We start from the raw sequence: 12,120 nt of genomic DNA on the forward strand, positions 1-12,120 counted from the left end.
CTTACCCACAATTCAGACCGACCGGGTGAAGTCGGTGAGGGACCACCCCGCCTCCGTGCGGGGTTTTGACTGTGCCCCCACAGCGTCAGGGTGGGCCGGGCGCCGGGCCGGTCGGGCGCAGATGGACGTTCGCTCAGGGTTCCCTGTAGTGGCGCTGAAGATTAACTTCAGCTGCTTTTAGAGGTCCGTCATGCCGTTGTATGAGTGCGCGGCGCACACTACCCGTATGAACCTGCTCCTGATCATGGCGGCCCTGACACTCCTGATCATGCTGGGTGCTTTCGTTGCGCTCACGCGTGACGACCGCGCCCTGCTGACCGAGCAGGACGACCTGCCCGAGGACCTGCGGCCGCTGCCGCGCGCCTACAACCGACGCGTGGCCGCCCCGGCTGCTGCTGAGCACGAGCAGCATTACCCGCAGGCTGCCGACTGATACGGATTCCGTCTGTTTTGCTGACGATACGGATTCGCTGGTAACCCGGAACATCGCCGGGTTGTCATCCCCACGTCCGGAACCCGTTTTTCTCCTCCTCCAACCCGCCCCGCTGCCTGCCCGAAGGCACCGGAGGGCACGGCGTGCTGACGGCTCGCGGCGAGTGCCTGTGCGGCGCCTCCCGGCATTACGCCCACAGTAGAATGCGGGCTATGACCTCCGTTTCTCCCGACACCCTGGTGCTGATCGACGGGCACGCCCTGGCGTTCCGGTCGTACTTCGCCCTGCCGCCCCTCACCAACCGGCAGGGCGAGAGCACGCACGCCATCCTGGGCTTCCTGCGCCTGACGCTGCGCCTGGCACGGCAGCGCAGCAACCAGGTGATCGTGGTGTTCGACCCGCCCGTCAAGACGTTCCGGCACGAGCAGTTCGAGGGGTACAAGGCCGGGCGCGCCGAGATGCCCGCCGACCTGCCCGGCCAGATCAACCGCATCCGCGAGATCGTGGACGCCATCGGCCTGCCCCGACTGGAGGAACCCGGGTACGAGGCCGACGACGTGATCGCCAGCCTGACACGCAAGGCCGAGGGCACCGGCATGCAGGTGCGGATCGTGACCAGTGACCGCGACGCATACCAGCTGCTGGACGACCACGTGCGCGTCATCACGAACGACTTCCGCCTGATCGGCCCGGACGAGGTGCTGGAAAAGTACGGCGTGACCGTCCGGCAGTGGGTGGATTACCGCGCGCTGACCGGCGACGCCAGCGACAACATCCCCGGCGCGAAGGGCATCGGCCCGAAAACCGCGTCGAAGCTCCTTCAGGAGTACGGCACGCTGGAGGGTATCTACGCCGCCGCGAAGGCCGGAACCCTGAAACCCGACGGGACGCGCCAGAAACTGCTGGACTCAGAGGAGAACGTGCAGTTCAGCCACGGACTGTCATGCATGGTCACGGACCTGCCGCTGGACGTGGAACTGGGCACCGGGCGACTGCCGGGCGACCCGGCCCGCCTGGAAGTGCTGCTGGATGAACTGAACCTGATGAGCGTCAAGCGTGACGTGGCCGCCCTGGACGCCGCCGACGCCGCGACGGACCTGCCGGACAGCGTGCACGACGCCGCCCACCAGACCGCGCCGCACGACGAACCCACCGCCGACCCCCTCCCGGACCTGAGTACCGAGACGGCCCCCTGGCAGGCGCCCACCGGGACGGTCATCTGGGGCTACGCCCTGTCCCGCGAGGACGACCTGACCGCCGCCCTGACCGACGCCGCCACCTTCGAGGCGACCGGCGACCCCGCCGCCGGGGAGTACAGCGGTCTGCTGCGCACCGCGCCCACCCACGAACCCCCCCAGTGGAAGAAAGCCGAGGTGTACGCCCCGCCCGGCAGCCTGTTCGACAACCCCGACACGCCCGCCGCGCCCCTGACGAAGACGCAGCAGAAAGCCGCCGAGAAAGCCCTGAAAGACCAGGAGAAAGCGGCCGCGAAACTCCGCGCGCAGTACCCCGCCACCGTCAGCGAGACCGAATTCGCCGCCCAGCCGACCGTGACGGCTGCCGCCGCCAAGGCCCTCGCCACGCACCTGCGCGTGCGGGGCCTGAATACCGAACCCGGCGACGACCCCCTGCTCATGGCGTACCTGCTCGACCCCGCCAACACCACCATGCACGCCGTCGCGCAGCGGTACCTGAACACCCCGTGGCCCGACGACGCTGCCGGTCGCGCCGCCGCCACCGCCCAGCTGCTGCACCTGCTGCCGCCCCTGCTCGACGACACCCGCCGCGCCCTGTACGACGACATGGAAAAACCCCTGTCCGGCGTGCTGACCCGCATGGAAGTCCGGGGCGTGCAACTGGACAGCGAGTACCTGCGCGGCCTGTCCGCCGCCACCGCCGCCCGCCTCCAGATCCTCGAAACGCAGATCCACTCGCTCGCCGGCCGCGAATTCCAGATCCGCAGCCGCGACCAGCTCGAAGCGGTCCTGTACGACGAACTCGGCCTCGCCAGCGGCAAGAAAACCAAACTGACCGGCAAACGCAGCACCGCCGTCGCCGCCCTCGAACCCCTCCGGGACGAGCACCCCATCATCCCCGCCCTGCTGGAATACCGCGAACTGGAAAAACTACGCGGCACGTACCTCGAACCCCTCCCCAACCTCGTGAACCCCACCACCGGCCGCCTGCACACCACCTTCGCGCAGGCCGCCGTCGCCACCGGGCGCCTGAGCAGCCTCAACCCCAACCTCCAGAACATCCCCATCCGCAGCGACGCCGGCCGCGAGATCCGCAAGGGCTTCATCGCCGCGCCCGGCATGTGCCTGATCAGCGCCGACTACTCACAGATCGAACTGCGCCTCCTGGCACACATCGCCGACGACCCCCTGATGCAGCAGGCCTTCCAGGAGGGCGCCGACATTCACCGCCGCACCGCCGCGCAGGTCCTCGGGCTCGACGAGGCCACCATCACCCCCAACCAGCGCCGCGCCGCCAAGACCGTGAACTTTGGTGTGCTGTACGGCATGAGCGCGCACCGCCTCAGCGGCGACCTCGGCATTCCCTACGCCGACGCCGCCGGATTCATCGAAACTTACTTCAACACCTACCCCGGCATCCGCGGGTACATCGACCACACCCTCGAATTCGGCCGCCAGAACGGGTACGTTGAAACCCTGTACGGCCGCCGCCGCTACGTCCCGGAACTCGTCGCCACCAACCGCACCCTGCGCGAGGCCGGTGAACGCCTCGCGTACAACATGCCCATCCAGGGTACCGCCGCCGACATCATCAAACTCGCCATGATCAGACTCGACCGGGAACTCCAGGGCACCGGCGCGCACCTCCTGCTGCAAGTGCACGACGAACTGCTGATCGAAGCGCCCGAAGAGAAAGCCGAAGAGATCAGCCGCCTCGTGAAAACCATCATGGAAGGCGCCGCCAGCCTCAAGGTGCCACTGGCCGTCGAGGCTGGCACCGGCCCCAACTGGTACGACACGAAGTAAGGGGTTTGGGTTGCCCTCCGACCCCAGAGCAGGGATGCTGTCGGATAGGATGGACAACCTCACGGAAGATGTACTTCAGGCACTGAACGCCCGTCACGCGAAGTTCGAGGATTGCCTGATCAGACGCGTCACACTTGCCTTCACCGCAACCCCGCAGTGGAGGCAGGTCACCGTGGAGATCGAAGCGAAGGACAACCGTGCAGCAGACGGCTGGGGTCAGGTGCTGTTCGAATTTCATGGAGTGGAACTGTTCCACCTTCTTGAAGACCGAACGACGAATGTCGTGCTTGGCGGAATCGAATGGACGCTCACCGCACTGGGCTGGAAGGCGGACTTCAGCCCCGTTCATTCCGAGGGGAGCCTTTCGACCTTCATCATCGAAGCACAGGAGGTCTGGTTCAGGAGCACACCCGACGGTGAACCTGTTCAAATAGCTCCATGACCATCAAGGCTGTCTTCTGGGATATCGGCGGGGTGCTCCTCACGAACGGCTGGGACCGCGAGCAACGCGCGGACGTTCTCTCACGCTTCGGGCTGGACCTGACCGAATTTACCGAGCGGCACAAACTGGCCGCGCCGGAACTCGAACTGGGCCGCATGACCCTCGACGAGTACCTGTCGCAGACGGTGTTCTACGCCCCGCGTGACTTTACCCGCGAGGATTTCCGCGCCGCCATGGAAGCCGAGAGCCGCCCCCACGACGACGCGCTGGCCCTCGCCCGCGACCTGAGCGGCCGGTACCGCATGTACGCCCTGAACAACGAAGGGCACGACCTGAACGAGTGCCGCATCCGCAATTTTGGCCTGCACGAGTTCCTGCTGGCCTTCTTCAGTTCCTGCTACCTGGGCGTCATGAAACCCAACCCCGCCATCTACCGCCTGGGATTGAACCTCGCCAGCCTCAGGCCTGAGGAGACCGTCATGATCGACGACCGCGCCCAGAACGCCGAGGCGGCCCGCTCGGTCGGCATGCACGCCGTGCGGTACGAGAACGCCGCGCAGCTCCGGGAGGAACTGGCGGCGCTCGGTGTGAAGTAGGGGAGGGTGTGACCCCAGCCCTTACTGCGTCAGGAAGGCCTTGACGGCGCCGAGGCTGCCGGTGTCGAGCAGGACCTTGCCGCTGGGGCGGTGCAGCAGGGCGGGCGTGCGGGCCAGGACGTGTGCTTCGGCGAGCTGCGCGAAGGCGTCGGGTTGTTCCTGACGGTGCAGGACCTCGATGCGGTCGTCGAAGGCGCCGCGCAGGGGAAGGGCCAGCATGCGCTTCAGGGTCTCGCACTGCGGACACTGGTCCTGTGTGAACAGCACGAACGGCCGGGTCTGATCGGTGTCAGTCATGCGCGACCGCCGTGCGTTCGGGCCAGAGTTCCGCGAAGTCCTCGTCGGCCAGGGGTTCCACGTTCAGTTTGGCGTAACTGCTGCCCTTGGCGCTGAAGAAGTCGTGCGTGGTCCCGCGTGTGCGGATGCCGTTCAGGACGACCGGGTTGATGTCCTCGTCCGGGAAGCGGCGTTCCAGGGCAAGGTTATCGGCCAGCACGTTGAAGTTGAAGCGGATGAAGCGCCCCACGTCCTCGGTCAGGCCCACCCCGGCGTACAGGGTGTCGGTGTACGCCAGTTCGTTGCGGTACAGGGTGTCCAGCGCGCCGTCGAACCACGCCAGGGCCTCGGCCTGCTGCGCGTCGCTCAGGGCCTCGAAGCGTTCCTGGGCCAGCAGCGCCACGTACACGCCGTGCACGGCCTCGTCGAGGATGATCAGGTTGAAGATCTCACCGGCCGACACCATGCGGCCCTGCCCGGCCATCAACAGCGGGTAGTAGAAGCCGCTGTAGAACAACGCCGTCTCCAGCATGCACGACACGACCATCTTGCGCCACAGCCCGAAGTCGCTGGTGTCCGGGTCGGCGAACACGTCCTGAATGAACGCGATCTTGAACTGAAGCTGCGGCTGTGATTCCACCCACGCGAACACGGCGCGTTCCTCGGTGGTGGACAGGAACGTCTTGTTCATCAGGCTGTAGGAGCGCGCGTGAATGTCTTCCATCATGCCCTGGAATTGCAGGGTCGCCTTGCGGATGTGCCCCGGCACCAGCCCCCGCAGGGCGGGCATGCCGACCTCGCCCTGCAGGGTGTCCAGGGCATTCAGGCCGGCCGAGGCGTGCATGTACGTCCAGCGTTCGGCTTCGGTCAGGGACTTCCAGACGATGGCGTCGTTCGACAGCGGAATCTCTTCCGGGAACCACAGTTGCGAGGTGTACTTCTCGTAGAACGTGACCGAGAAGCTGTCCTCGGGTTCGCTCCAGTTCGTGGCAGTAAAGGGGGTTCGGGTCATGGGAGTCTCACAGGGGGGGTGGGGGTGGGGTTCGGTGTGGGGGCGCGGCGTTCCGTTCCACGGACGGGAGGACGGCACTCCCGTCCATTCCACTGCACGCCGCTGCCGGGTCGGTCTCTCGCTCCGCTCGGGGCCTGCGGCCCGCCGTCAGACAGCGCAGCTGAGGCACTCGTCGATGCTGACCTTACGCAGCCGGGTGTAGTACAGCGTTTTCAGCCCCTTGGCGTAGGCGTACAGGTAGTAGCGTTGCAGGGTGCGGGTGGTGGCGCTGCTGGGAATGAACAGCGTGCAGCTGATGCCCTGGTCCACGTGCTTCTGCGCGGCGGCGACCGTGTCGATCACGCGGCGCTGGTCCATGTCGTACGCTTCCTCGTAGAACCACTCGGTCAGTTCGCTTAAGTGCGGCATGGGGTAGATGGTGCGGGCCTTGTTGCTGGTGCGGGTCTCGACGCGCTCCGTGATGGGCATGATGCTGGCCGACGCGTTGCTGACGTAACTGATGCTGCCGGTCGGGGCGATCGCCATGACGAACGAGTGCGCCAGCCCGTGCGTCCGGATGTCGGCTACGAGCTGCGCCCAGTCCTCGCGGGTGGGCAGCTTGTGACCCTCGAACAGTGCGGCGACCTCGGGGGTGCGGGGCGCGAAGTCCTGCGCGAGGTACTGCGCGAAATGCTCGCCGCTCTGGTAGCGGCTGCCCTCGAAGCCCCGGAACACGAAGCCCGTGTCGCGCGCGATCTCCATGCTGGCGCGCCGGGCGTGGTAGTGGACGGCCGCGAAGTACACGTCCACGAACTCCAGCGCCTCGGGGCTGCCGTACGCGATCTCGTTCTTCGCCAGGAACGAGTGCAGGCCCATGGCGCCCAGGCCGATGCTGCGCATCTCCTCGTTCGCGCGGCGCACGGCGGGCACCTCCGTGATGCTGGTGGAGCGGGCCACGTCGTCCAGCATGCGCACGGCGGCGCGTACCACGCGGCCCAGGTCGCCACTGGCGACGCTCTGCTCGATCACCAGCGACGCGAGGTTGCAGCTCACGTCCAGCCCCACCTGATCCTTCCCCTCCTGCCCGTAGGCGTGGAAGGTGCTGGGCAGCGTGGGTTGCAGGATCTCGCTGCACAGGTTGCTCATCTTGATCGTCCCGACGTTCGGGATGGGGTTCACGGCGTTCGCGTTGCCCTCGAACAGCAGGTACGGGTACCCGCTCTCGCCCTGCGTGACCGCGATCTCCTCCATGACACGCCGCGCCGACACGCGCTTCTTGCGGATGTCCGGGTTCGCGACCAGCGCGTCGTACTCGCGGGTCCAGTCGATGCTCGTGAACTCGCGCCCCGTCGCCTGGAACAGCGAGTGCGGGTAGAACTGGTAGATGTCCTCACCGGCCCGGACCTTCTGCATGAACACGTCCGGCACGGTCGCCCCGACCGACAGGGTCTTCAGGCGCGCGTCCTCGTCCGTGGCGATCTTCTTGGCGCTCAGGGTATCCAGGAAGTCGGCGTGCATGACGCTCAGGTAGATCGCCCCCGCGCCCGGACGCTGCCCGGCCTGATCGGCGTACCGCAGCATGTTGTCCAGCATCTTCGCCACGCCCATCACGCCCTTCGTGACGTTCTGAATGCCGCGCAGGCTCTCGCCGCGCGCGCGCAGGTTACTGACCTCCACGCCAATCCCGCCGCCGCCCTTGCTGAGTTCCGCCACGAACGACAGCGTCTTCGTGATGGAATCCAGGTTGTCCGTGCAGTCCTGCAAGAGGAAGCAGCTGACCAGCCGCCCCGTGTTCGCCTTCCCGGAGTTCATCAGGGTGGGCGTGGCAGGCGTGAACGTCTGGTTCACCAGATGATGCACGAGTTCCAGCGCCTCCTCGACGCTGCTGCTGCGCGCCAGGGCCGTCACGCTCAGGCGGTCCTCGAAACGCTCCAGCCACTGCTTGCGGTCCGGGGTCATGGTCGCGTACTCGCTGTAGAACTTGAACGCCCCCATGAACGACCGGAACCGGAAGTCGTAACTGTACGCCCGCTGGAACACGGCCTTCACGTCACGCGGGTGGTACCGCGCGAACACCGCCGGGTCCCACACGCCCTTCTCGGTCATGTACGCGACCTTCTCGGCCAGCGTCGGGAACGTCACGGTATTCGGGTTCACCTTCTCCGTGAAGTACGCCCGCAGCGCCTGCGCGTCATGGCTCGTATCGATGTGCGTGCCCGAAAGCACCCGGTTGTTCAGTTCAATCCAGCGTTCCATACGTTTCCCCTTTCCCTCCGGCCAGCAGGTGCGAGCGCACCCAGCGCGTGACCTGCTCACGGTCCGAGACCGTGCCACCCTTGTTCAGACGCGCCACCAGCGGCACCCGGAACTCAGAGGCGATCCGGTCACCCGCCCGCCCGAAATTCTCTCCCCAGTGGTAACTGCCGCTGGACACCACGCCCCGCAGCCCCCCCGCGTGCGACCGCAGGAACGCCGCCGTGCTGGCCGGAACCTCGCCCTGCCCGAACGTGTACGTCAGCAGCAGGAACGGTTCACCCGGCGCGGGCGGCGCGTCCCGCACGGACCCCACCGGCACACCCCCCGCCTCCCGCGACACCGCCAGCGCAAAGCGGCGCACGTTCCCGGTCAGGGAATCGAACACCAGCCTCACGTCGCGCCGCCCACCAGCGGCGGCACCGGCACCGGCCGCCCATCCTCACCCAGCGCCACCAGCGTGAACGTCCCCGCGCACGCCAGTTCCCGCTCCTCGGAATACATGTCCTCACGGAACACGTCCACCTGCACCGTCATGCTCGTCCGCCCCGCCCGCACGACCCGCGCCACGAGTTCCACCAGCGACCCCTGCGGAATCGGGTTACGGAACTCCATGGCATTCAGGTGCCGGGTCACGACCTTCCGGCGGCAGTGCCGGGTCGCGGCAATGAACGCCGCCGAATCCATCAGCGACAACGCCTCGCCACCGAACAGCGTTCCGTGATGGTTCGTCAGGCCAGGAAAGACGACGTGCGTCACGCGCGTCTCACGCGGCGGCACGGGCGGAACGGCACCCAGCGCGGCCAGGGTCACGCCCGGCCCCCACGGAGCACGACCGACCGGGAAGACCAGCAGAACGACAGCGGACCAGTCCGCAGGAATGAAACCCATGTACGCATAAGAGACCGCCTTGTTCCCCTGCCGCGGGGGACCGTGAGATGGGCGTTTCTTCGCTGGGCGAGCGTTCGGACTGAGGACCGTGGCGCGACCGTACCGGACTGAACCCCCGCTGTGGGAGGCGTGACCGGATTTCCCTCTGTTCCCGCGAAGTGCTGCTAGGTGGTAGTGCTGCCGGGTGGCAACGACAGCGCGGAGTCTACATGTAGTACGTGGTCAGGTCAAACGCACCTGCACATGCAAGATCTTGACTCTGCCCGCCTCGCGTGTCCCGCACTGAAAGACCCCCGTGACGACCCGCGCGGCATGATGCCCCGGTGACGTTCCCCGCCCGCCCACTGCTGACCCTCCTGTGCGCCGCCCTGTTGCCAGCCGGTCTGGCCGCGTCACCGGCCGCGCAACCCCCGGCGCGGCCCTCCGCTCAGGCCGCCGCGACGGTGCCCGGCTACGTGCTTCAGGGCATGCCGCTCGTCCGGCAGACGTACAACGCCTGCGGCCCCGCCAGCATCACGCAGGTCCTCGCGTACTTCGGCGTGCAGGTCAGCATGGCCGACGTGAGCCGCCAGACCCGCCCCAGCGAACGCTCGTACATGACGGCGCAGGCCATCGTGAACTACGCCCCCAGGGTCGGCATGCAGGCCCGGCTGTTCACGGGCGGGAACCTGAACACCGTCCGGAACGCCATCCGCGCCGGGCTGCCCATCATCGCGCTGCAATCGCACATCACGGACTCCGGCACCGTCATCCCGCACTGGCGGGTACTGGTCGGGTACAACGACGCGACCGGGCAGGTGTACATCATGGACCCGCTGCTGGGGTACGTCGCCATGCGCTACAGCGACATGGACCGCGTCTGGGCCGACCAGCGCGGCCAGTTCGCGGTGATGTACCCGCCCACGCTGGCCGGGACGGTCCGGAAGGTCATCGGGTAACGGGGCGGCTCATCTGCGCCGCGCGAGGGGCCGCGCCGTCCATACACTGACGGCATGCCTATCCGCCGCCTGACCGCGCCGCTCCTGCCCGCCCTGTTCGTGCCCGCCCTGCTGGGCAGCTGCGCGCTGCTGAACGACCCGCGCAGCAGTTTCAACGCCGGTCAGACCTGGATCGTCACGGGACAGGACGGCCCGGTGCCCCTGCGAACCGTGGCCCGCACCGGCCTGTTCAGCGATGAGATCGCCAGCGACCGCACGCAGCTGTTCTGGCGGGACCGACCCGTGCCGAAGCTCACGACCAACCAGACGGGCCTGTTCGCCGCGCGAATCCTGTTCCCGAACACCGCGCCGGTCATCACCCGCGAACCGCAGAGCGGTGAAACCATGATCGTCTGGAATGCCGGGCAGCCGGGCGTGCTGTACGGCTGCCTGATCCGCGACGGCGGCCCGCCCCGCACGCACGTGTACGGCGACCTGACCCGCTCGTACCTGCAACAGGACACCCCGCTCGGTCAGTGCGAGGCTGTGCTTCAGGACTGACCGAATTCAGACCTGGCGGGCCACGTCAGGGCCAGCAGGGCGTCCACGGTCGCCTCCAGACTCAGGGCGCTGCTGTCCACGACTGCCCAGCCAGCCTCGCGGAACAGTTCGGGCGGCATCTGCCCGTACAGTCCGTCGATCAGTGGAACGAGCACGGACGTGTCGTACGTCTTGTTCGTGCGGGTCCGGTTGCGTTCATGCGCGACCTCCAGGGTGGTGTACAGCCGCACCGGGCGCACGTCCAGACCCTCCCAGTGGCGCGCCATGAACGCCAGATCGTCCGGCCACAGCACATCCTCGACGGCCACCGCGAAGCCCTCCTGCGCGTACAGGCGGGCCGTCTGCGCCGCCGACGTGCGGGCCAGCGCGAACTGCCGCACGGCTTCCGGCGGGTGATCCAGCGCCGGCTGCGCCAGCCCGGAGACCACCTGCTCACGCAGATCGTCGATGGACAGGTGCAGCCCGAACGGAAAGCGGCCCAGCAGCGCCGCCGACACCGTACTCTTGCCCGCGCCCGGACTGCCGCTGAACACCCAGATCACGCCACTCATGCCGGGCAGCGTAGCGCAGCCCCTGCCCACGCCTCAGGTGCGGCATGAATGGCGGGCGGCTTTTCTGCGGAGTCCGGGTCAGATCAGGAACACGCCGTCTTCCTGCACGATCTCGCCGTCCAGGCTCAGGCGGCCGCCCTTGCGCAGGTCGGTGATCAGGTCCCAGTGGACGGCGCTGGCGTTCATGCCGCCCGTTTCCGGGTAGCTCTTGCCGATGGCGAGGTGTACGGTTCCGCCGATCTTCTCGTCGAACAGGATGTTCCCGGTGGGCACCTGAATGCCGGTGTTCGTGCCGATGCCCAGTTCGCCCAGGCGGCGCGCGCCGGGGTCGGTGTTCAGCGCGGCGTGCAGGGCGCTCTCGCCCTCGTCGGCGCTGGCGTTCACGACCTGCCCGGCGCGGAATTCCAGGCGGGCGCCGCGCACCATCTGCCCCTGGTACTCGGCGGGCACGGTGAAGGTCACGACGCCTTCGGCGCTGTCCTCGTGCGGGCCGGTGAAGACCTCGCCGCTGGGCATGTTGCGCCGCCCGTCGCTGTTCGCCCAGGTGCGGCCGCCCACGCGCAGGGTCAGGTCGGTGCCGGGCGCCTCGATGCGGACCACGTCGGCGCGGGTCAGGCGTTCGATCAGGCGGGCCTGGGTGGCGCGCACTTCGGCCCACGCGGCGACCGGGTCGGGCCGGTCGAGGAACATGGCGCGCATCACGAACTCCCCGAACTGCGCTTCATTCATGCCTGCCTGCGCGGCGGCGTGCGCGGTTGGGTACAGCGTCAGGCTCCACTTGCGGCGGGCGCGGGCGGAGGCGACGGGGGCGTTCGCGGCGAGCAGGCGGGCGCGGCGGGCGGCGTCCACGGGATGGGCGGGGGCGGGCGTCAGGACGCGCAGGCTGCCGTCCAGGGCTTCCACGTCGCCCAGATCGGCGGGGTGAATGGCGTCCAGCACGGCGTCACTGGCGAGTTCCGCGAAGTCCTCCTGCTGGCCGGGGTAATCCACGCGCACCACGGGCCGCGCGCCGCGCGTGAGCAGGGCGCGGGTCACGGCGCGGATCAGGGGCGTGGCCGCCTGCCCGCCCGCGACCAGCAGGCGCTCGCCGGGCGCGGCCGACAGGCAGTAGTCGGCCAGCAGGGCCGCGTGAAGGTCCGGGTCGTACGCCACGTAAGAGGTGTTTGTTTGCACGTCCGCGAGGCTACCACCCGCCGCGCGGGGTATC

At 67.9% G+C, this 12,120-nt stretch carries 13 protein-coding genes; 6 read left to right on the forward strand and 7 right to left on the reverse strand.

What is annotated here, in order from left to right; all coding sequences use genetic code 11:
• Positions 1-226 precede the first annotated feature (226 nt).
• From IEY70_RS14580 to IEY70_RS14595, 4 genes are all read left to right on the forward strand, one after another.
• On the forward strand, positions 227-433 hold the full coding sequence (locus IEY70_RS14580; protein ID WP_189065766.1) for a hypothetical protein: 207 nt from the start codon (positions 227-229) through the stop codon (positions 431-433).
• Positions 434-645: 212 nt separating this feature from the next.
• Positions 646-3,435, forward strand: a complete 2,790-nt coding sequence (polA, locus tag IEY70_RS14585; protein ID WP_189065767.1) for a DNA polymerase I — start codon at positions 646-648, stop codon at positions 3,433-3,435.
• Between the two features lie 49 nt (positions 3,436-3,484).
• Positions 3,485-3,877, forward strand: a complete 393-nt coding sequence (locus IEY70_RS14590) for a hypothetical protein (RefSeq protein ID WP_189065768.1) — start codon at positions 3,485-3,487, stop codon at positions 3,875-3,877.
• Positions 3,874-4,473 (forward strand): HAD family hydrolase, encoded by a 600-nt coding sequence (locus IEY70_RS14595; RefSeq protein WP_189065769.1) that lies wholly within the window; start codon positions 3,874-3,876, stop codon positions 4,471-4,473. The genes IEY70_RS14590 and IEY70_RS14595 overlap by 4 nt, the downstream gene beginning before the upstream one ends.
• A gap of 21 nt (positions 4,474-4,494) precedes the next feature.
• On the opposite strand, the gene IEY70_RS14600 is transcribed toward IEY70_RS14595, so the two are convergent.
• The 5 genes from IEY70_RS14600 to IEY70_RS14620 all read right to left on the reverse strand — a co-directional run bounded on the left by IEY70_RS14600 (position 4,495) and on the right by IEY70_RS14620 (position 8,884).
• Positions 4,495-4,770, reverse strand: coding sequence for a thioredoxin (locus IEY70_RS14600; protein ID WP_189065770.1), 276 nt, complete (start codon positions 4,768-4,770; stop codon positions 4,495-4,497).
• Positions 4,763-5,761, reverse strand: a complete 999-nt coding sequence (locus IEY70_RS14605) for a ribonucleotide-diphosphate reductase subunit beta (RefSeq protein ID WP_189065771.1) — start codon at positions 5,759-5,761, stop codon at positions 4,763-4,765. Before IEY70_RS14605 ends, IEY70_RS14600 begins: the two co-directional genes overlap by 8 nt.
• Before the next feature lie 147 nt (positions 5,762-5,908).
• The gene (nrdE, locus tag IEY70_RS14610; RefSeq protein WP_189065772.1) at positions 5,909-7,996 is read right to left on the reverse strand and encodes a class 1b ribonucleoside-diphosphate reductase subunit alpha; all 2,088 of its coding nucleotides are present in this window, start codon (positions 7,994-7,996) and stop codon (positions 5,909-5,911) included.
• A complete protein-coding gene (gene nrdI, locus IEY70_RS14615) occupies positions 7,980-8,390 on the reverse strand; it encodes a class Ib ribonucleoside-diphosphate reductase assembly flavoprotein NrdI (protein ID WP_189065773.1) in 411 nt (136 codons plus the stop codon). The genes nrdE and nrdI overlap by 17 nt, the downstream gene beginning before the upstream one ends.
• Positions 8,387-8,884 (reverse strand): acyl-CoA thioesterase, encoded by a 498-nt coding sequence (locus tag IEY70_RS14620; protein ID WP_189065774.1) that lies wholly within the window; start codon positions 8,882-8,884, stop codon positions 8,387-8,389. The genes nrdI and IEY70_RS14620 overlap by 4 nt, the downstream gene beginning before the upstream one ends.
• A gap of 323 nt (positions 8,885-9,207) precedes the next feature.
• Between IEY70_RS14620 and IEY70_RS14625 the strand changes: the two genes are divergently transcribed.
• Entirely contained in the window at positions 9,208-9,822 is a 615-nt protein-coding gene (locus IEY70_RS14625; protein ID WP_229777956.1) for a C39 family peptidase, read from the forward strand.
• Positions 9,823-9,876: 54 nt separating this feature from the next.
• Entirely contained in the window at positions 9,877-10,362 is a 486-nt protein-coding gene (locus IEY70_RS14630) for a hypothetical protein (RefSeq protein ID WP_189065775.1), read from the forward strand.
• On the opposite strand, the gene IEY70_RS14635 is transcribed toward IEY70_RS14630, so the two are convergent.
• Both IEY70_RS14635 and IEY70_RS14640 read right to left on the reverse strand, forming a co-directional pair.
• On the reverse strand, positions 10,353-10,913 hold the full coding sequence (locus IEY70_RS14635) for a P-loop nucleotide/nucleoside kinase family protein (protein ID WP_189065776.1): 561 nt from the start codon (positions 10,911-10,913) through the stop codon (positions 10,353-10,355). The genes IEY70_RS14630 and IEY70_RS14635 overlap by 10 nt on opposite strands.
• A 78-nt stretch (positions 10,914-10,991) precedes the next feature.
• Complete coding sequence (locus IEY70_RS14640; protein ID WP_189065777.1) at positions 10,992-12,086, reverse strand: aminopeptidase; 1,095 nt, start codon at positions 12,084-12,086, stop codon at positions 10,992-10,994.
• Positions 12,087-12,120 lie beyond the last annotated feature (34 nt).

It is taken from the genome of Deinococcus seoulensis, from assembly GCF_014648115.1.
GTDB classification, from domain to species: Bacteria; Deinococcota; Deinococci; order Deinococcales; family Deinococcaceae; genus Deinococcus; species Deinococcus seoulensis.

Excerpts from the sequence above, each read along its gene's own strand:
- IEY70_RS14580 (WP_189065766.1), top strand. The coding sequence starts at position 227 with ATGAACCTGCTCCTGATCATGGCGGCCCTGACACTCCTGATCATGCTG.
- polA (WP_189065767.1), top strand. The coding sequence starts at position 646 with ATGACCTCCGTTTCTCCCGACACCCTGGTGCTGATCGACGGGCACGCC.
- IEY70_RS14590 (WP_189065768.1), top strand. The coding sequence starts at position 3,485 with ATGGACAACCTCACGGAAGATGTACTTCAGGCACTGAACGCCCGTCAC.
- IEY70_RS14595 (WP_189065769.1), top strand. The coding sequence starts at position 3,874 with ATGACCATCAAGGCTGTCTTCTGGGATATCGGCGGGGTGCTCCTCACG.
- IEY70_RS14600 (WP_189065770.1), bottom strand. The coding sequence starts at position 4,770 with ATGACTGACACCGATCAGACCCGGCCGTTCGTGCTGTTCACACAGGAC.
- IEY70_RS14605 (WP_189065771.1), bottom strand. The coding sequence starts at position 5,761 with ATGACCCGAACCCCCTTTACTGCCACGAACTGGAGCGAACCCGAGGAC.
- nrdE (WP_189065772.1), bottom strand. The coding sequence starts at position 7,996 with ATGGAACGCTGGATTGAACTGAACAACCGGGTGCTTTCGGGCACGCAC.
- IEY70_RS14620 (WP_189065774.1), bottom strand. The coding sequence starts at position 8,884 with ATGGGTTTCATTCCTGCGGACTGGTCCGCTGTCGTTCTGCTGGTCTTC.
- IEY70_RS14630 (WP_189065775.1), top strand. The coding sequence starts at position 9,877 with ATGCCTATCCGCCGCCTGACCGCGCCGCTCCTGCCCGCCCTGTTCGTG.
- IEY70_RS14635 (WP_189065776.1), bottom strand. The coding sequence starts at position 10,913 with ATGAGTGGCGTGATCTGGGTGTTCAGCGGCAGTCCGGGCGCGGGCAAG.